The sequence below is a fragment of the Ruegeria sp. AL1 genome (genome assembly GCF_056540905.1).
Genome location: NZ_JBQFXP010000004.1, coordinates 291,388 through 309,186, shown reverse-complemented (window position 1 = coordinate 309,186; position 17,799 = coordinate 291,388). Strand labels below are relative to the sequence as shown.

Here is a 17,799-nt window from a genome sequence, read left to right as displayed (position 1 = left end):
AAGCCAAGAGCGGATCACATCCCCGATTGTCGCTTTGCGGCCCTGACCGCCCGCTGATCCCGAATGCAACGGATAGAAGGGCTGGACAAAACCTGCAGCCCTACGGCAAAACTGCAGACAAATCGGAACCAAACACTTGATGGAGCACTCAATGATCCGCGCATTCCTGATTGGCCTGGCCCTGTTCACCCTGACCGCCTGTGAAACGGCAAAAGGGGCCGGAAAAGATATCGAAAAAGCTGGCGATGCCATTCAGGACGCTGCAACGGACGTGCAGGAAAGCTTCTGATCCGATCCGGGTCGGGCGGCGCCAAAGCTGTCTCTGGCAATACCGCGCTGAAGGTCCACGACCGCCCGACCCGTCTCCTCCCTGCGGAGAGGCGGTGATGAGAAGCGCTCCGACCCAGGTGGTACTTCGTAACACGCTCTGCCGCGTTCAAGTGTCAGCGGCAGAGATACCCCCTCACTTTCCAGCCGGACCGAAGACGCTTCAGTTCACCTGACGCTCAAGAACGGTGCTGTAGGCCGTTCCCCGACGCAGGCTACGGAAATCCGCGTAAATCTTGCCGTCCTTGTAATAGGCATCCACGATGGCGTTGACGCCCACATCCGGATCGGCCGAGCTTTCGACCAGCCCGATCTTGCCCGAGCCATCCAGACTGATGGTGCCGGTGGCATCAAAGACGCGCCAGTCGGCATCGGCATTCGGGCGCCACTTGCTGGGCCCCCAGAACAGGTTGTCCTGCTGCTGCTGGATGTCCAGCAGCCACTCACCCTGATGAAAGCGCGGCGCATCCCCGGTGGCGGTGCGCGAGGGCGAGACCTTGGTATAGGTCCCCGTCCATGCACCGCGCAGGTCCGGCGTGGTGTCGGCCATCGCGGCCGTGGCGAGGGTGAGGCTCGTGGCCAGAGCGGCTGCTCCGGCAGTCATGTATCTGGTCATGGTCTCTCCTCCTGAATGCGACCTTTTGGAGTTCAAATGCGAACATCCGTGTTGTGGGATACAGATTGGGAGGAGGTGCGGGGCTTACAAGTTTTCTGAAGGATTGTTCATGTGGGGTTAATGTGGCCTCAGGCCCATGCCAGAGCGGTGCCGAGGATGACCAGACCGATGCCGATCGCCTCGCGATACGAGAAGTTCTCGCCGAACAGAAAGAACGAGGCGATGGCGATCAGAACAACCTCGGCCCCCAGAATGCCGGTATAGATGATGCCCAACCGTTCCTCGCGCAGCGCGGCGAGTTCCAGTGTGGCCCCAGCCAGCAGGGTCGCGACGATCAGCAGGCCAAGACCCACGCCGGGGAGCTTCCACCAGAACTTCATCGCGATCATGGCCACGGAATAGAGACCCGCCGACCCGAGGGCGATGATGGGGATCATGGATGCGGACATCTGCGCCTCCTGCTGAGGGTACCGTTGGGTGAATCTTAGCAGGTAGGTGAGCTTGAAGCTGTGAGATGGGTCACAGACCCGATCAGATCACAATCGCAATGAGCTCCACCAATGCAATAAGGCACAGCAGAGCGTTTGATGTCATGATCAACCCCTTGAGATTGCGCGCCTTCAGCCCTCGGGCAAAACTGGTCTGCGCAAACTCCTCGGTCATGTCGCTACGCAGGTTTTCGACGTCTTCAAGGGCTGTCTTACCCGCCAGAACGCCATAGGCTGTGACCACAAGCACCAGAACAATCAGCGGCAGGGCAACCCCTTCAGAGCCGAACCCAATGATCGCGGCGATGGCGACATAAGCAAGGATCGAGGTGCGCATGATGTCGTAATAATGGTCAAGACGGCGCATCGAAATTTCGGAACGCAATTGCGGGTCCATAACACTTCTCCCTTTGAAAAATCTGTTTGGAATGAGGCGAGTGTAGCACTTCTTGCGGGATTTCAGAAATTTGGACATTCCCGCCCTACGGTCAATCAAGAGAATTAAGGGCAGCGCCGGCCCGAGGGGGTGAGGCCCGTCTCGGAAACGGTCCAATGGACCGTTTCCGGGCCGAACGGGCGGAGCCCCGGGACGCATGCTGGGTGTGAACTCCCACCGATGGGGGCCGCCGGGCGGGAGGGTTCCGCGCAAAGTAAATTGCAACCACGCATCACTCTGTGTTTTCAAGCAAAGAAAAACCTAATATTGGCACAATTTCGTTTATCGTTCTACAAACAAAATAATATGAGGGCACAATGAAGGAACTATATACCATCGGATATGAAGGTTCCTCAGTCGAGAACCTTGTCGAAACGCTTGTCGCATTGCAGATCAAGGTGCTGGCAGACGTTCGTGAGTTACCGATTTCGAGAAAAAAAGGGCTTTCGAAGAACAGGCTTGCAGAACGTTTGGGTGAAGTAGGCATTAGATATATACACTTCAGAGCATTGGGAGACCCCAAGGAAGGTCGGGAGGCAGCCAAGTCCGGTAACTTTACTAAATTCGAATCCATTTTTCTTAACCATTTTGAAACTCAAAATGCGCAAGATGCATTCAGTGAGCTTCTCATGATTGCTGCCGACGAAAAAACTTGCATGATGTGCTTTGAAAGATGCGCAACCCATTGCCATCGCTCCTACATTGCGGATGCGGCTGCATCGGAAAATTTTGAAGTTTTTAATTTAGTCGCAGACAGACCAGAGCAGTATCAAAAAGATGGAATTGAAATCCCGCGTTACCATCCTCGTCAAAGCCTCGCCGCAGCCGAGTAAGAAACACTCAGAAACAGTTTGCTGTGCGGGGTTGCGCGAAGACGGAACTTGGAAGAGACTTTTTCCCATTCGCTTTAGGCGTCTAGCTGGCAGTCAAGCTTTTTCGCGGTGGGACATCGTGGACTTCACCTATAGCCCTCCCAGAGATGACAAACGGGCCGAAAGTTGCAGGGTGCACGAAGAAAGCATCAGAATTGTAGGCAAGTGCAAACGATCAGAAGAAAAGTCTAGCCTCATTGAACGAGCTATCCAGCCTTCGGAAAAGTCGGCGATTGAGAGCGGTCATTCGTTAGCGCTCATTCGGCCTACCGATGTTTCTTTATCTTGGGAGCGCTTATCTAAATCTGAAATTGAAGCTGACCGGCAGAAGTTTGCAGATCAAGCTAATCAGTTATCGCTTTTAGAAGAGGAGCTTGCAGCCTACGAACCTTGCCCTTTCAAGTTTAAACTTCGGTACAAAGATGCTGGTGGTGAACATACCAAGACCTGTGCAGACTGGGAGACATCAGCCGCGTACTTTAGCCTTCGCCACTCTTACTCTGAACCCGAAGTTCTCCAGCATTTACAACAAACCTATTGCGATGATTATGTCGAGACCGGATTGGTGTTGGCACTCGGTAACATGAAAAGACGCCCCCAAACGTGGCAACTTCTTGGAGTGTTTCCAGTCATGGAACCGACTCAAAAGGATCTGTTTGACCTCTGAGCGCTCATGCGGTCAGAAAGCCTTAGCTATCCATCTTAAGCGCAGAAATAAACGCCTCCTGCGGGATATCAACCTTCCCGAACTGACGCATCTTCTTCTTCCCCGCCTTCTGCTTGTCCAGCAGTTTGCGTTTCCGTGTGGCGTCGCCTCCGTAGCATTTGGCGGTCACGTCCTTGCGCAGGGCCGAGAGGGTCTCGCGGGCGATGACCTTGCCTCCGATAGCGGCCTGGATCGGGATTTTGAACATGTGGCGCGGGATCAGGTCTTTGAGCTTTTCGCACATCGCCCGGCCCCGCATCTCGGCCCGGTCGCGGTGAACCATGGTTGACAGGGCGTCCACGGGTTCGTCATTCACCAGCACCGACATCTTGACCAGATTATCCTCGGTATACCCGGTCATCTGATAGTCAAAGCTGGCGTAACCTTTTGTTACCGATTTCAGGCGATCATAGAAATCGAACACCACTTCGTTGAGGGGAAGGTCGTACACAACCATTGCCCGCGACCCCGCGTAGGTCAGGTCCAGCTGGATACCACGGCGGTCCTGGCACAGTTTCAGCACGTCGCCCAGATATTCGTCGGGCACCAGAATGGTCGCCTTGATGCGCGGCTCTTCGATATGGTCAACCTTGGACGGGTCGGGCATGTCGGCGGGGTTGTGCAGCTCGATCATCTCCCCCTCTGAACCTTCTTTGGCTTTCATGTAGACGTGATAGATCACCGACGGCGCGGTGGTGATGAGCTCGATATCATATTCGCGTTCGATCCGGTCGCGGATGACCTCAAGGTGCAGCAACCCAAGGAAACCGCAGCGGAAACCAAAGCCCAGCGCGGCCGAGGTTTCCATTTCGAACGAGAATGAGGCGTCGTTCAGCGCCAATTTGTCGATCGCATCGCGCAGGTCTTCGAATTCGGAACTGTCGACGGGGAAGAGACCACAGAACACCACCGGCTGCGCGGGTTTGAACCCGTCCAGAGCGTCCTCAGTCCCGTTGCGGTCATTGGTGATCGTGTCCCCGACGCGGGTGTCGCGGACCTGCTTGATGGATGCGGTGAGAAAGCCGATCTCACCGGGGCCAAGCGAGTCGACCATCTCCATCTCAGGCCGGAAAACGCCGACGCGGTCGACATGGTGCAGGGTGTTGTTCGACATGAACTTGACCCGCATCCCCTTTTTCAGCGTGCCGTCCATGATGCGGACCAGAACGATGACGCCCAGATAGGCGTCGTACCACGAATCCACCAGCATCGCCTTGAGCGGCGCGTCGAGATTGCCCTGCGGCGCGGGTAGTTGCTGTACGATGGCTTCGAGCGTTTCGTGAATGCCCTGCCCAGTCTTGGCGCTGACCTGAATGGCGTCGGTCGCGTCGATGCCGATCACATCCTCGATCTGTTCGGCCACGCGGTCACAGTCGGACGCGGGCAGGTCGATCTTGTTCAGCACCGGCACGATCTCATGATCCGCATCGATGGCCTGATAGACATTCGCCAGCGTCTGCGCCTCAACCCCTTGGGTCGAATCCACGACCAGCAGAGAACCCTCGACCGCACGCATCGACCGACTGACCTCATAGGCGAAGTCCACGTGACCGGGGGTGTCGATCAGGTTCAGCACATATGCCTCGCCATTGTCGGCGGTATAGTCGATGCGAACCGTGTTGGCCTTGATGGTAATGCCGCGCTCACGCTCGATATCCATGCTGTCGAGCAGCTGTTCCTTCATGTCGCGATCCTTGACCGTTCCGGTCTCTTGGATGAGCCGGTCAGCAAGGGTGGATTTGCCATGGTCGATATGCGCGACGATGGAGAAATTGCGGATATGAGCGAGGTCTGTCATGGGTTGGGGATATGCGTCGGAAATGCGCTGTGGTCAATGGCCAACGAACGAACGACTCCGACAATACTACCGTCGCCAAAGAGCCTATTGCGACTAGCAAAAGCTGCCGATCCGATGCTAATTCTGTGGTTACTGATGGAGCAAACAATTACCGAAAAAGGTGGTTTCGAAAATGGCTTGGTTTCGCAATCGATACGTCTGCCCAGAATGCAATGAGTTTTGGGAAGATGAGTGGTCTAGCAAGTGCGATGATCGCTGTGGAGACTGCGACATAAAGGGTATAACACCAATTGATAGTGAAGACTTGAGCGTCATCGTCGAACGCCTAGGACCGGATCAGTTTGTAGTTCTAGTTTCTAGCGAAGATGCCGGAGAATCCGCCGACTACATCAGGGCGATGTCCTTTGAGATTAAAAAGTGGCCGACGAGCAAACGACAGAAAGCTAAGATAATCAAGGAATATCGTTGAGAACAGGATTTGAAGAAACACAAACAGCGTTCAAAAGCGCCAGTCAAACTGCTCGCGTTGTCACCGAACGCTGGGCGAAAACCTGGATGTTCTGTCCGAATTGCGGCAACGCTCAACTCTCACAATTTAGCGCGAACCAGCCCGTCGCTGACTTCTTTTGTGATCAATGTGGTGATGAGTTTGAACTAAAGAGCCAAAGTCGCGCCTTTGGCAAGAAAGTGGCAGATGGTGCATATTCGGCTAAAATTGAACGTCTTAGCTCTGACACTTCGCCAAATCTGATTCTGCTGCAATATAACTTGCGCGAGCAAGAAGTCATCAATCTGAATATTGTTCCACGGCACTTGTTCACCTTATTCGCGATTGAGAAACGAGCCCCATTGAAGCCCACGGCACGAAGAGCGGGCTGGGTTGGATCCAATATCCTTCTCAACAAGATTCCATCGTACGGAATGATCGGCATAGTAAAGAATGGATTTGTGCGAGAACGGAGCAAGGTATTGCAAGACTGGAAGCGATTGGAATTTTTGAGGCATCAGAGCCTGCAAGCCCGTGGCTGGCTTTTGGATGTGTTGAACTGTGTGGATCAGATTGGGCAAAAGAGTTTTTCTTTGTCAGATATTTATGCCCTCGAAGGCGCGCTCCAAGCAAAATACCCAAACAACAACAATGTTAGAGCCAAGGTGCGCCAGCAACTACAGAAGCTAAGAGACCACGGGCACATAGAATTTTTGGGGAAAGGTGACTACCGCCTCAAATGAAACCCTATGAGCAATGTTACATCACCGAACAATACTGCTTTGGCGAGCAAATAGAAGTTTTTGCAAGAGGGCCGCGTAATGGTTGGACCGTCTGGGGGAACCAGTCAGAAGAGTACACCCCAGATTGGGCAACTTACTCGAACCACTCTCAAAGCAATGTGGTGAAACTGGCGCGCAAGAAACATGCTTGAATGACCACTGTCGGGCTGAAGCCCGGCCTACGGGATGGGGCGTTTCTGACTCGTGCTATCACTTTTTCGAACCGCCCGATTGATCCCGATTCCACTTTGATTCATAATCCCGCGCAGACCGAGAGGGGCAGAAGACCCGTCCGGGCAGGCAAAAACGAGGCTCGAGTATGAAACAGTTCCTCCTAATCGCATGTTGTGCGGCGTCGCTGACGGCGGTTGCTCCGGTTGCAGAAGCGGCCAAGATCAAGCAGGCGTGTTTGGCATCAGATCGTGAGGCGGCGACGCGGGCGCGGTGTTCTTGCATTCAGCGCGTGGCGGATCAGGCGTTGACGCGCAGCGATCAGAAGACCGTCTCGAAGTGGTTCGAAGACCCCCATCAGGCGCAGCAGTTGAAGATGTCGCAGACCGCGCGCGATGATGCGCTGTGGGATCGGTATCAGAACTTTGGCCAGATGGCGCAGGCGATCTGCAGCTAGCCTACGGCAAATCCTTGACCTGATGCCCGCTGCGCCTCAGAAATGGCGCAGCGAAAGGTGTATCTGATGGTGATGAAAGGGCTGACCCTGCGGGGCCTAGAGGTGTTCGAGGCGCTGGCACGGACCGGATCGGTGGCGCAGGCGGCCGAGATCACGGGGCTCAGCCAGCCCTCGGTATCGCAGCAGTTGCGCAATCTGGAAAAGGCGTTGGGCACCGATCTGGTGGATCACGGGCGGCGGCCGATGCGGCTGACGCAGGCGGGGCGCAGCTTTCTGGCGCGCACGCAGGCGGTTTTGGGTGAGTTGCAGGTGGCCCAGAGCGAGCTTGCGGTGATGGATCTGGGGCATCTGACCACGCTGTCCATCGGGCTGATCGACGATTTCGACAATGACCTGACGCCGCGGCTGGCCACATTGCTGGCCGACAGTCTGACCCGATCGAAATTCAAGCTGACCACGTTGCCCAGCCTCGAGATTTTCGAGGCGCTGGTGGAACAGCGCCTGCATCTGGCGGTCTCGGCCCATAGCGGCGAGGTGCTGGAGGGGGTGGTCGAATACCCTCTGGTTCAGGATCCGTTCATTCTGGTTGCGCCCAAGGGGGCCGAGCAGCCGATGCAGCACCTGCCCTTTCTGCGCTATGCCCGTGAGCAGCTGATCAGCCGTCAGATCGAAGGCCATCTGGCGCGGCAACAGATGGAGTTCGAGGAACGGTTCGAGATCGGCTCGCACCTCGCGTTGATGGCGATGGTGGCGCGGGGGCTGGGCTGGGCGATCACCACGCCGCTGGGCTATATGCGCGCGGCACGGTTCCATGACGGGATGGAGGCGCACCCTGCCCCGTTCGGCGCGTTCGCACGCACGATTTCCCTGTTCACCCGCACCGACTGGTCCGATCAGGTCCCGCAGGAGGTCGCGGGAATGATCCGGCGGCTGATGCAGAGCCAGATCGTTGATCCGGCGGTGGCGCAGTTGCCGTGGCTGGGCGGGCAGTTGAAGATTATGGGCTAAACCGGGCTTGAACCCGTGTCGGACCGTTGAGATTTCCGGATTTTTCGAGCCCGGTTTGCAGATTGAGTGTGGCCAAAATGCGCGTTGCAGGACGAACCGGGTTTTCGCCGCGCCCGTACAAGCGACCGCCCGCACGCAGGATAGACCTCGGTTCAGCGAGGTCTTGTGCACGTTGCCTGCAAAGCCGAAGGTGCGATCATGACAACGGAACTAGAATTCTCCTTCGCTGCGCTGACCAGTCCGGCGAGGCGGCACATCCGGGTGTTTCAGGTTCACCAGTTTCTCGATCGTTTCGCGATGGGTTTGACGGCTGCCGTTGTAGCCTTGGCGCTGACCGATCGGGGCATGGACCTGTTCCAGATATCGCTGCTTTTCGGCGTCTATTCCCTTACGACCATGGCGATGGAGCTCCCCTTTGGTGGATTGGCCGACACCATTGGGCGCAAGCCGGTCTTTCTGGCGGCGGTCGTCGCCAGCGTGATCTCACTGGTACTTTTCCTCTCCACACGCGATTTCTATGTTCTCGCGCTCTCATTTGCCTTCATCGGTTTAGGACGAGCATTGCGGTCGGGCACGCTCGACGCCTGGTTCGTTGAAACCTTCAAAACCGCAGCACCAAATGTGGATGTTCAACCCGCACTTGCCAAAGCACAATGGGCCAATGCCATGGGCTTGGCCACGGGGGCTGTTCTGGGAGGCCTTTTGCCCGATCTCTTCAGCACGACGGCAGAGCGGCTGGGCGTCAGTGTCTACGATGTGTCCTATGTGGCGAGCTTGGCAGTGATGCTTGGGGTTCTCGTTTATACCCTGCGTTTCATCGTGGAAAAACCGCGCCCGCTGGACCCTCAAGCTCTGAAACAGGGGTTCGCAACTGTACCGATGGTGATCAAAGACGCAGGTTTGCTTGCCCTGAAACATCCGGCGTTATCGGTGCTTTTGGCCGCACTGGCGTTTTTCCTGATGGCGACAAACCCGGTCGAAGTGATCTGGCCGACCCATGCAAAACCTATGCTCGAGGCAGAGTATGCGACCACCATCATCGGTGTCTTGACTGCAACCTATTTCTTCTCAATCGCATTTGGCGCGTGGCTGTCACCTCGCATCAGTCGCATTTTCAAGAGAAGGCACGCGATGACACTCACGGCGGCATTCGCCTGCACGGCGGTCGTTCAGGTCGCGTTGGCTTTGCAGAGCGGCATCGTCGGATTTGCGTTGGTATTCATCGTATTTTCTGTTGTCCTTGGCATTTCAGAGACGCCAGCCAGCAGTTTTCTGCATAGATGCGTAGAAGACCGCCAGCGATCCACGATGCTGTCTTTGAGATCGCTGATACAGCAACTCGGGGCTGCATTGGGCCTGATTTTGGCGGGAGCCATTGCCGATATTTACTCAACACCCACGGCATGGCTTGTCGGCGCAGCGTTTCTTGTCATTGCCGCGTTCCTGACCGGAGTCTTGGCAAAACGGCTTGGTGCGGAGACCGATGGCTGACATTGATGCACGGCGCAGCTTTGATTGTAGAGAGCTCCCGGCAGCCGCCGGACAACATCCAATCTGACCCTCTGCGCCTATACATTTGTCCGCAAATGCGTCTCCAATCCCGCAACTGCCTCTTCGATCAAATCCAGCGCGCCGTCGAAATCGCGGGTGTAATACGGGTCGGGGACGTGATCCGCACCCGTATGGGGCGCGAAATCGGTCAACACGCGGACCGGGGTGTCGTTGCCTTCGGGGCGCAGGTCCTCGATTGCGGCGATGTTGTCGGAATCCATGCCGATGATCAGGTCGAAGCGGTTGAAATCCTCGGCCACGAATTGACGCGCACGCAGGTCGCCAAGGTCGATGTCGCGGGCGCGGGCAGCCTTTTGCATGGGGTCATAGGGCGGGTCTCCGATATGCCAGCCCGAGGTTCCGGCACTGTCGGTCTTGTACTCCGGGGCACGGGCGCGGAAGGCACCCTCAGCCGCGGGTGAGCGGCAGATATTGCCGAGGCAGACGAATAGGATACGGTGTGTCATGGCAAAGGGTGTAGCGCGTGAGGCGGGTATGGGAAAGATCGTCATTCTGACCGGGGCCGGGATTTCCGCCGAAAGCGGGCTGGGCACCTTCCGCGACGAAGGGGGCCTGTGGGCACAGCACCGGATCGAGGATGTGGCGACGCCCGAAGGGTTCGCCCGCAACCCGGCGCTGGTGCATGGGTTTTACAATGCCCGCCGGGTGCAGGCGGCAAAGGCGCAGCCCAACGCGGCGCATCGGGCATTGGCGCGCTTGCAAAGGGACTGGGTGGGAGAGGTGATCATCGTCACCCAGAATGTCGACAGCCTGCACGAGGCCGGAGGGGCCGCGCGCGTGATCCATATGCACGGCACGCTGGCCGGGGCTTTGTGTGCGGCTTGCGGGCATCGCTGGACCTCACCGCCCGAGATGGAGGTGGGCGAGCCCTGCCCGGCCTGTCAGCAGCCCTCGGCCCGGCCCGATGTGGTGTGGTTTGGCGAGATGCCCTATTTCATGGAAGAAATATACGAGCATCTGGCCGAGACGACGATTTTTGCATCCATCGGGACCTCTGGGCAGGTCTATCCTGCAGCGGCCTTTGTGCACGAGGCCGCGCTATCCGGTGCCCGAACGGTTGAGTTGAACCTGGAACCGTCATCCGGCGCGGCGCGCTTTGATCGGGTCATTCTTGGCCCAGCTTCGGAAACCGTTCCGCGTTGGGTCGATCTGCTTCTCGGTCAACAATAATGCGCAGGCGCGCATCTGGGGAATCGTGTAATCTTAAACCTCAACCGAACCGGAGACCAAAATGACAGATCCTGAGCCCCAACGCGGAGAAATTCTTGGCGATCACAGCATGGATGGACGCGATGCCTTGGGCGATCAGTTGGCGAACCTGTGGTGGACCTTTCTGCTGCGAGGGATTTTTGCCGGTCTCTTGGGCGTCGCGGCACTGTTCTGGCCGACCGGCAGCATCTCATTGCTGCTGCGACTTGTCGGCGTGATGCTCTTACTGGACGGCGGGTTGACCTTGTTAGGTTTTGGTCGGCGCGGGCTGATCGGCGGTGTGGGGATCGGTGCCCTTGTCATCGGGGTGGTCCTGCTGGTCTGGCCAGAAGGGGTTGCGCGGCTGACGTTCTTCCTGCTGGGTGCATGGGCGCTTATTGTCGGCATTGGCGCTTTAATGTCGTGGAAACAAATGTCCGCCCACCACCCCGACGCCACAACAATGCGCAACTCGGGCTTTTTAGCATTGGTCATTGGTTTGATATTGCTGTTCTGGCCCGGCAGCGGGATGGTTGCACTGGGTTGGGCCATTGCCTTCTCGGCCCTCGCCTTTGCTGCCGTGATGTTTTTGCTGGCTGCGCGTTTCAAACAAGCCCGGGATCGTGTGGCGATTCGAGTCGTCAACCGCTAGAGTGCAACGGAAACAGGCCGGGTATGACCCGGCCTGACGCATGGATGACGGCCGCAACGCGGCCTGAAGACGGGCGTTTTCAGTTCGAATGCCCGCCGTGTCCGCCGGCATCCTGACGCTCCAGATCAACCGGAACGTCGATCACGACTTCACCGGCCTTCTCGAAGATCAGGGTCACAGGCACGGTTGCGCCCTGTTCAAAGGGCGCTTTCAGGCCCATGAACATGACATGGTCGCCTCCGCGTTTCAGCATGTGAACCGTACCCGCCGGGATCTCCATCCCGTCTTCGACATGAACCATCCGGGCAACGCCGTTGCTGTCTATTTCGTGCGTGTGCAACTCGACCCGGGCGGCCGCATCTGATGTGGCCCCGATCAACCGATCTGCCGTGTCGCCCTGATTTTCGATCATCATGAATGCCGCCCCGGCCTTGGCCGCTTTTCCGGCCGAGCGGGCATAGGCGTCTTCGACGACGATAGTGCCTCCGGCAAAGGCCGCCGGGGCCAGAAGGCAGGTTAACAGAGATGCCAGTAGAGTGGATTTGAGTGGCATATCGCCTCTCCTTTAGAACTGTTTGATTTTCAAAGTGAGTTAATGGGCATCAAACAGGAGGAGGCGACCGGGCTGGCGCATTCGGGACAGCTGCGGCAATCAGGTGCAGCGCAAGCTCGCACGGCGCGATGCGGATTGGCGCAGGTGCCGCCGGCAAGTGCTGCGCAGGTTCGTGAACGGCCCCCAACAATGACAGGGCGTAATCGGGGCAGTAATGCGGTGCCTTGGTGGGCTGGCCATCCTTGTCCATGTAGACAACCACCGGACCCGTGCCGGTGCACAGAACCATCTGACCCACCGCGCGATCCAACCCGCGGGACATGGCAAGGCCCTGTCCGGTCAGAACAACCAGCAGGGACATTGCGATCATAAGGGGTGTTCGAACAGAGACCGACATCCTGCCCTGGATATACGCCTAGCGGAAAGCCCGCTTCAAGCGCCAAGGCAGGACTGGGACAAATCGCCCTTTTCAGGACTCGGTGTTTTTCACTGCCTCGGAGTTCAATCCGGTATGCAGCCGATTGACCCGACGCTGCATGCGCGTACACCGCGCGACAGCCGCTGCAATCGAAGTGGGAATAAACATAATGTAATCAGTAACTTTGAAAGGCATGGGGAACCCTCCACAATGAGAATAAGTATAAACATATTCAATATTCAGCGAATCGTATGTGAACAAGATCACGAAAGAGGCTGAATTGTTGCGGTTACCTCAACAAAGCACTGAACGCTCACAAGCGTTCGGCAAAGAAAAAGCCCCGCACCCGAAGGTGCGAGGCTGAATTTCGGTCGCGAAGTGGTGTTACGCCGCAGCTTGCGCCTTGGCGATTTCTTTCTTCACTTTCAGCGCGTTATCGGACAGGTCCTCGTCCTTGGCCTTGGCCAGGAACGCGTCCAGGCCCCCACGGTGGTCTACCGAACGCAGCGCAGCCGCCGAGATGCGCAGCTTGACGCCACGGCCCAGGGTTTCCGACTGCAGGGTGACGTCATTCAGGTTGGGCAGAAAACGGCGACGAGTTCTGTTTTTGGCGTGGCTGACATTGTTGCCAGTCATCGGGCCTTTTCCGGTCAGTTCGCAACGGCGCGACATGGTTTCTTCCTTTGTTTCTGGAGGCCGGGCGTATGCCCGCGGCCAAATCACAAGAGGCGCAACCCGAAGTCGCGCCCGAAAACTGGTTGGATGCGTGTAGTGGGAATCGCCGGAAGGGTCAAGACGCAACACAGGAAATCTTTGAGACATGCGAGGGGTGCACAAATGGCCCTGACGGGCCATGCCTCCGGTGGGAGTATTTTGGAAAAGATGAAGCGGCGGGCGCGCTGTTTTCAAGTCAGTTTTGACAGGAATTGTTCGGAGGCGGCCGTCGGGCTGAGGAGGCCTTGTGCCACTTTCTGGTTGAGTGCGGCGATCTCCGCCTTTGCCTGGGGTGTTTCCAGCTTTGCCAGAAGTGCATGGCGGAGTTCCTGGTCAAACCAATAGCGGGCCTGAGCGGCGCGATTGACCTGCCACTGCCCGGATTCGCGACGCCATTGAGTCAGCGCCTGCATTTCGCCCCATGCGTCACTCAGCCCATGTTCCGCAACAGCCGATACGGTCATGGCTTTGGGAAACCCTTCGGGGTCCTGCGGTCGCTTGCGCAACAAGCGCAGAGCGCCTGCGTAATCGGCACAGGTGCGGGTCGCGGCGGCCTTGAGGTCTCCGTCGGCCTTGTTGATCAGGATCATGTCGGCCATCTCCATGATGCCGCGTTTCACACCTTGCAGTTCGTCACCGCCTGCGGGGGCCAGAAGCAGAAGGAACAGGTCCGACATTTCGGAGACTACGGTTTCCGATTGTCCGACGCCCACGGTTTCGATCAGAACAATGTCAAACCCCGCCGCCTCGCACAGGGCAATCGCTTCGCGGGTTCGGCGGGCGACGCCACCAAGGTGCGATTGACTGGGGGACGGACGGATGAAGGCGCCTTTCTCGCGGCTCAGACGTTCCATACGGGTCTTGTCGCCCAGGATTGATCCGCCTGAACGGGCCGAACTTGGATCGACCGCCAGGACGGCCACACGCAGTCCTTGCCCGATCAGCATCATGCCGAAGCTTTCGATAAAGGTGGATTTGCCGACCCCCGGCGTGCCCGAAAGACCGATCCGCAGGGCCTGGCGCCCGGCCCCGGCGAGACGCGTCAGTAGCTCGGTGGCCTGTGCGCGATGATCGGCGCGACCACTTTCGACCAGGGTGATCGCCCGGGCCAGAGCTCGCCGATCTGCGTTCAAAATTCTGTCAGCCAGGCTGTCTTTTTCCATTATTACCCCGATCTTTTGCGGCAAGACTACTTGCCGCCCCAAAGGGGGATTTGTCCAGACCGGACTGTTTGGGAAATCGATCACATGCCATCTGTTCGCACCTTTCTGTTGCTTTGGGTCTTTTGCTTCCTGCCCGAAATGGGGATCGCCGATCAAAGCCGGTATGCGCTTCGCGCTCTGGGGGTCAAAATGGGTGAGATGGTGCTGGATGCCCGGCTAAGCGAGGGTCGCTATGCGGTCTCAAGCCAATTGTGGACGACAGGTCTGGCTGGCGCGATCAAACGGGTGCGGTTTGTGATCGAGGCGGAGGGGCATCAGGATGGCACACGCTTTGCCCCATCCCTTTATGTCGAGGATCTGGACACCGGGCAACGGGAATCGCGTGTGCGGCTTGAGTATCAGAATGGTCTCGCCCAGGCGAGTGGCCCCAAGATCAGGAAGCGCAAGCGATATGCCGTGACCGATGCGCAACAGCGCGGTGCCGTGGACCCTCTGACTGCGATTTACATGGTTCTGCGCGATCAGGATCCAAGGACGATGTGCAGCTTGCGTCAGAAGATATTTGACGGCGAGCGCCTGACCGAAATTGCCCTGACCCGTCGCGAGGACAAGCGTGATGAAGTGCGGTGCAGTGGGACGTTCACACGGTTGGCCGGATACCGTCCGAATGACCTGCGAACAGGCAGCCAGTTTGCCGTCACGGTGACTTATGTGCCCGATGGAAAGGTCATGCGGACCAAGCGGGTTGAGGCTCAGACGATCTATGGCGCAGCAGTTGTGGTGCGCAAATAGCGGAACTGGACGTTGCGCCGCCATTGACGGATAAAGACCGCATGACTCGCCTGCCTATCGATGATGCCATTCCCGACCTGCTTGCGGCTTTGAAGGCCTCAGGGAGGGCGGTTTTACAAGCGCCACCGGGTGCGGGCAAGACAACAAGAGTGCCCCTGGCCATGCTGGAGGCCAGCCTGTGCGCCGGTCGGATCGTGGTGCTGGAACCGCGCCGTCTGGCTGCGCGCGCCGCCGCCGAGCGGATGGCGGAAACGCTGGGTCAACCTGTGGGCCAGACGGTTGGCTACCGGGTCCGCGGCGCGGCAAAGGTTTCGAATTCAACGCGGATCGAGGTCGTCACCGAAGGTATCCTGACCCGGATGTTGCAATCCGACCCGGATTTGCCGGGCATCGGGGCAGTGATTTTTGACGAGTTTCACGAACGCTCTTTGAACGCCGATCTGGGGCTGGCTTTTTGTCTAGAGGTCGCCGGTGCGCTGCGTGAAGATTTGATCTTGCTGGCCATGTCAGCCACGCTGGATACGGAGCCTCTGGGTCGATTGATGAATGCGCCGCTGGTGACCTCCGAGGGGCGCAGCTTTCCCGTTGATATCCGCTGGTTGGACCAGCCTTTGGGCCTCCAAAAGCGGCGGTTGGACGCCTTGATCGATCTGGTTGTCCAGGCCGAGCGCGAAACCTCGGGTGGCATGTTGGTGTTCTTGCCCGGTGAGGGCGAGATCCGCCGGGTCGAAACCGCGCTGGCAGGGCGCGTGCGCGATGGGTGTCAGGTGCGCCCTTTGTTTGGCGCGATGCCTTTTGCGGCGCAGCAACAGGCGATTGCACCCGTTCAGAAAGGCCGCAAGATCGTTCTGGCGACATCGATTGCCGAAACATCCCTGACCATCCCCGATATTCGGGTGGTTGTCGATATGGGGCAAGCGCGACGGGCGCGGTTCGATCCGGGCTCGGGCATGTCGCGGTTGGTGACCGAACGGGTGACACGCGCCGAGGCGACGCAACGGGCCGGGCGTGCAGGTCGCGTGGCCGAGGGGGTTTGCTATCGCCTGTGGTCCAAGGGCGAAGAAGGGGCGCTGGCCGCTTACCCGCCTGCCGAGATCGAAGCCGCCGATCTGACCGATCTGGCGCTGGAACTCGCTGTGTGGGGAGCCGCCCCGGATGATTTGGATTTCCTGACAACGCCACCCGAGGGCGCGATGTCCGAGGCGCGGGCGCTGCTGCGCATGCTGGGCGCGTTGGGGCCAGAGGATCGGATCACCGAGCATGGCCGCGCTTTGGCTGCTTTGCCCTTGCATCCACGTTTGGGCCATATGGTACAGCTTGCAGGCCCAGATGCGGCCCCGTTGGCAGCCCTGATGGCCGAGCGCGATCCCCTGCGCGGCGCCCCGGCTGACCTTCTTTTGCGGCTCGAGGCCCTGCGCGATCTCCGTGCGTTTCAGCGCAACCGTGTTTGGCAGGTCAACGCGGGCGCGCTTGATCGCGTCAGGGCCGAAGCCAAGCGACTGCGCCGCAACAGTGCGTCTTCGGGCCTGAGCCCAGCTGCGATGGCGGCTCTGGCTTATCCCGATCGCATCGGTCAGCGTCGCAAGGGGGACACTCCGCGTTATGTTCTGTCGGGCGGCAAAGGTGTTGTGCTGGACAGCGACGACACGCTGGCAGCAGCCCCTTTTCTTGTGGTCTTGGATACTGATGGAAACCCTCGGGAAGCGCGGGTCCGGATGGCTGCACAAATCACCGAGCGCGAAATCCGCGACCTGTTTTCCGATCGGATTAACTGGGTCGAGGTCTGCGAATGGTCCCGACGCGATCGCCGCGTTTTGGCCCGCAAGCAAGAGCGGCTTGGCGCGATCACGCTGGACGACCGCATCTGGAAGGACGCCCCGGATGACGTCATTGCCCGGGCTATGCTGGACGGCGTGCGCGATCTTGGTATTCGGCTGGACGGGGCCGCCGCGCGTCTGGCTGCACGTGTCGAGCTGGTTCGGGCAGAGGGGCTGGACTTGCCGGATTTCTCTGCTGAAGGGTTGATGGAAGCCGTTGAGGGTTGGTTGTTGCCTATGTTGTCCGGCGTACGCAGCGCCGAGGACTGGAAGCGTTTCGACATTCTGCCTGCTCTGCGCGCGAGGTTGGAGTGGTCGCAGATGCAGGAGCTGGACCACCGCGCGCCGGGGTCATTCGAAACGCCTTTGGGGCGCAAGGTGCCGATTGATTATGGGGGGGCCGTGCCTGAAATCTCGGTTCGATTGCAGGAACTGTTCGGCGTCACCCATCACCCGGTCGTTGGCGGCACGCCGTTGAAGATCACCCTGTTGTCACCGGCACAACGTCCGATCCAGATCACCCGCGACCTGCCGGGGTTTTGGGCGGGCTCTTACGCCGATGTACGCAAGGATATGCGCGCGCAGTATCCGAAACACCCCTGGCCCGAAGACCCAACGCAAGCCGATCCCACGCTGCGGGCCAAACGACGCAGCTGAGACCGGCCTTGACCGTTTGTTTAGAATTTTCGACGAAAATTCTCGCGCGGCGGCAATGGAAGATGCCGCAACAGGGGTTTCATTGAAGAAAAGACCGTTCGTTGATATGTCTTTATATGTTGAAA

General features: G+C 58.3%; 20 protein-coding genes. 11 read left to right on the top strand and 9 right to left on the bottom strand.

Annotated elements, in window-relative coordinates; all coding sequences use genetic code 11:
* Nucleotides 1-151: 151 nt before the first annotated feature.
* Nucleotides 152-289 (top strand): entericidin A/B family lipoprotein, encoded by a 138-nt coding sequence (locus ACRZ9X_RS08820; protein WP_480517863.1) that lies wholly within the window; start codon nt 152-154, stop codon nt 287-289.
* Between the two features lie 201 nt (nt 290-490).
* Here the strand turns inward: ACRZ9X_RS08820 and ACRZ9X_RS08815 are convergent, their stop codons facing one another.
* The 3 genes from ACRZ9X_RS08815 to ACRZ9X_RS08805 form a co-directional block, all read right to left on the bottom strand.
* Entirely contained in the window at nt 491-943 is a 453-nt protein-coding gene (locus ACRZ9X_RS08815) for a hypothetical protein (protein ID WP_480517861.1), read from the bottom strand.
* A gap of 128 nt (nt 944-1,071) precedes the next feature.
* Entirely contained in the window at nt 1,072-1,392 is a 321-nt protein-coding gene (locus ACRZ9X_RS08810; RefSeq protein WP_480517859.1) for a hypothetical protein, read from the bottom strand.
* Nucleotides 1,393-1,474: 82 nt separating this feature from the next.
* Nucleotides 1,475-1,828 carry a hypothetical protein gene (locus tag ACRZ9X_RS08805; protein WP_480517857.1) on the bottom strand — a complete coding sequence of 118 codons (354 nt, stop codon included), beginning with the start codon at nt 1,826-1,828 and terminating at the stop codon, nt 1,475-1,477.
* 356 nt (nt 1,829-2,184) lie between these two features.
* Between ACRZ9X_RS08805 and ACRZ9X_RS08800 the strand changes: the two genes are divergently transcribed.
* Both ACRZ9X_RS08800 and ACRZ9X_RS08795 read left to right on the top strand, forming a co-directional pair.
* The gene (locus ACRZ9X_RS08800; RefSeq protein ID WP_480517855.1) at nt 2,185-2,700 is read left to right on the top strand and encodes a DUF488 domain-containing protein; all 516 of its coding nucleotides are present in this window, start codon (nt 2,185-2,187) and stop codon (nt 2,698-2,700) included.
* A gap of 118 nt (nt 2,701-2,818) precedes the next feature.
* On the top strand, nt 2,819-3,406 hold the full coding sequence (locus ACRZ9X_RS08795; protein ID WP_480517853.1) for a hypothetical protein: 588 nt from the start codon (nt 2,819-2,821) through the stop codon (nt 3,404-3,406).
* Nucleotides 3,407-3,428: 22 nt separating this feature from the next.
* Here ACRZ9X_RS08795 and lepA read toward each other — a convergent pair whose 3' ends face one another.
* Complete coding sequence (gene lepA, locus ACRZ9X_RS08790; RefSeq protein ID WP_480517851.1) at nt 3,429-5,243, bottom strand: translation elongation factor 4; 1,815 nt, start codon at nt 5,241-5,243, stop codon at nt 3,429-3,431.
* A 465-nt stretch (nt 5,244-5,708) separates the two neighbouring features.
* Between lepA and ACRZ9X_RS08785 the strand changes: the two genes are divergently transcribed.
* The 4 genes from ACRZ9X_RS08785 (at nt 5,709) to ACRZ9X_RS08770 (ending at nt 9,639) form a co-directional block, all read left to right on the top strand.
* Nucleotides 5,709-6,473, top strand: a complete 765-nt coding sequence (locus ACRZ9X_RS08785) for a DpnI domain-containing protein (RefSeq protein ID WP_480517849.1) — start codon at nt 5,709-5,711, stop codon at nt 6,471-6,473.
* 358 nt (nt 6,474-6,831) lie between these two features.
* The gene (locus ACRZ9X_RS08780) at nt 6,832-7,140 is read left to right on the top strand and encodes a hypothetical protein (protein ID WP_480517847.1); all 309 of its coding nucleotides are present in this window, start codon (nt 6,832-6,834) and stop codon (nt 7,138-7,140) included.
* A 66-nt stretch (nt 7,141-7,206) separates the two neighbouring features.
* Complete coding sequence (locus ACRZ9X_RS08775; protein WP_480518005.1) at nt 7,207-8,148, top strand: LysR family transcriptional regulator; 942 nt, start codon at nt 7,207-7,209, stop codon at nt 8,146-8,148.
* A 198-nt stretch (nt 8,149-8,346) separates the two neighbouring features.
* The gene (locus ACRZ9X_RS08770; RefSeq protein WP_480518003.1) at nt 8,347-9,639 is read left to right on the top strand and encodes an MFS transporter; all 1,293 of its coding nucleotides are present in this window, start codon (nt 8,347-8,349) and stop codon (nt 9,637-9,639) included.
* Nucleotides 9,640-9,716: 77 nt separating this feature from the next.
* Here ACRZ9X_RS08770 and ACRZ9X_RS08765 read toward each other — a convergent pair whose 3' ends face one another.
* Nucleotides 9,717-10,166 (bottom strand): low molecular weight protein-tyrosine-phosphatase, encoded by a 450-nt coding sequence (locus ACRZ9X_RS08765; protein ID WP_480517845.1) that lies wholly within the window; start codon nt 10,164-10,166, stop codon nt 9,717-9,719.
* A gap of 28 nt (nt 10,167-10,194) precedes the next feature.
* Between ACRZ9X_RS08765 and ACRZ9X_RS08760 the strand changes: the two genes are divergently transcribed.
* Nucleotides 10,195-10,890 (top strand): NAD-dependent deacylase, encoded by a 696-nt coding sequence (locus ACRZ9X_RS08760; protein WP_480518001.1) that lies wholly within the window; start codon nt 10,195-10,197, stop codon nt 10,888-10,890.
* Nucleotides 10,891-10,951: 61 nt separating this feature from the next.
* Nucleotides 10,952-11,560 (top strand): HdeD family acid-resistance protein, encoded by a 609-nt coding sequence (locus tag ACRZ9X_RS08755; RefSeq protein ID WP_480517843.1) that lies wholly within the window; start codon nt 10,952-10,954, stop codon nt 11,558-11,560.
* Between the two features lie 79 nt (nt 11,561-11,639).
* Here the strand turns inward: ACRZ9X_RS08755 and ACRZ9X_RS08750 are convergent, their stop codons facing one another.
* From ACRZ9X_RS08750 to meaB, 4 genes are all read right to left on the bottom strand, one after another.
* Nucleotides 11,640-12,113, bottom strand: a complete 474-nt coding sequence (locus tag ACRZ9X_RS08750; RefSeq protein WP_480517841.1) for a copper chaperone PCu(A)C — start codon at nt 12,111-12,113, stop codon at nt 11,640-11,642.
* Nucleotides 12,114-12,162: 49 nt separating this feature from the next.
* Nucleotides 12,163-12,483, bottom strand: coding sequence for a hypothetical protein (locus ACRZ9X_RS08745; RefSeq protein ID WP_480517839.1), 321 nt, complete (start codon nt 12,481-12,483; stop codon nt 12,163-12,165).
* Nucleotides 12,484-12,915: 432 nt separating this feature from the next.
* On the bottom strand, nt 12,916-13,203 hold the full coding sequence (rpmB, locus tag ACRZ9X_RS08740) for a 50S ribosomal protein L28 (protein WP_480517837.1): 288 nt from the start codon (nt 13,201-13,203) through the stop codon (nt 12,916-12,918).
* A 233-nt stretch (nt 13,204-13,436) separates the two neighbouring features.
* The gene (gene meaB, locus ACRZ9X_RS08735) at nt 13,437-14,408 is read right to left on the bottom strand and encodes a methylmalonyl Co-A mutase-associated GTPase MeaB (RefSeq protein WP_480517835.1); all 972 of its coding nucleotides are present in this window, start codon (nt 14,406-14,408) and stop codon (nt 13,437-13,439) included.
* Between the two features lie 84 nt (nt 14,409-14,492).
* Between meaB and ACRZ9X_RS08730 the strand changes: the two genes are divergently transcribed.
* Both ACRZ9X_RS08730 and hrpB read left to right on the top strand, forming a co-directional pair.
* A complete protein-coding gene (locus ACRZ9X_RS08730) occupies nt 14,493-15,200 on the top strand; it encodes a DUF3108 domain-containing protein (protein ID WP_480517833.1) in 708 nt (235 codons plus the stop codon).
* Between the two features lie 41 nt (nt 15,201-15,241).
* Complete coding sequence (gene hrpB, locus ACRZ9X_RS08725; RefSeq protein WP_480517831.1) at nt 15,242-17,674, top strand: ATP-dependent helicase HrpB; 2,433 nt, start codon at nt 15,242-15,244, stop codon at nt 17,672-17,674.
* Nucleotides 17,675-17,799: the final 125 nt, after the last annotated feature.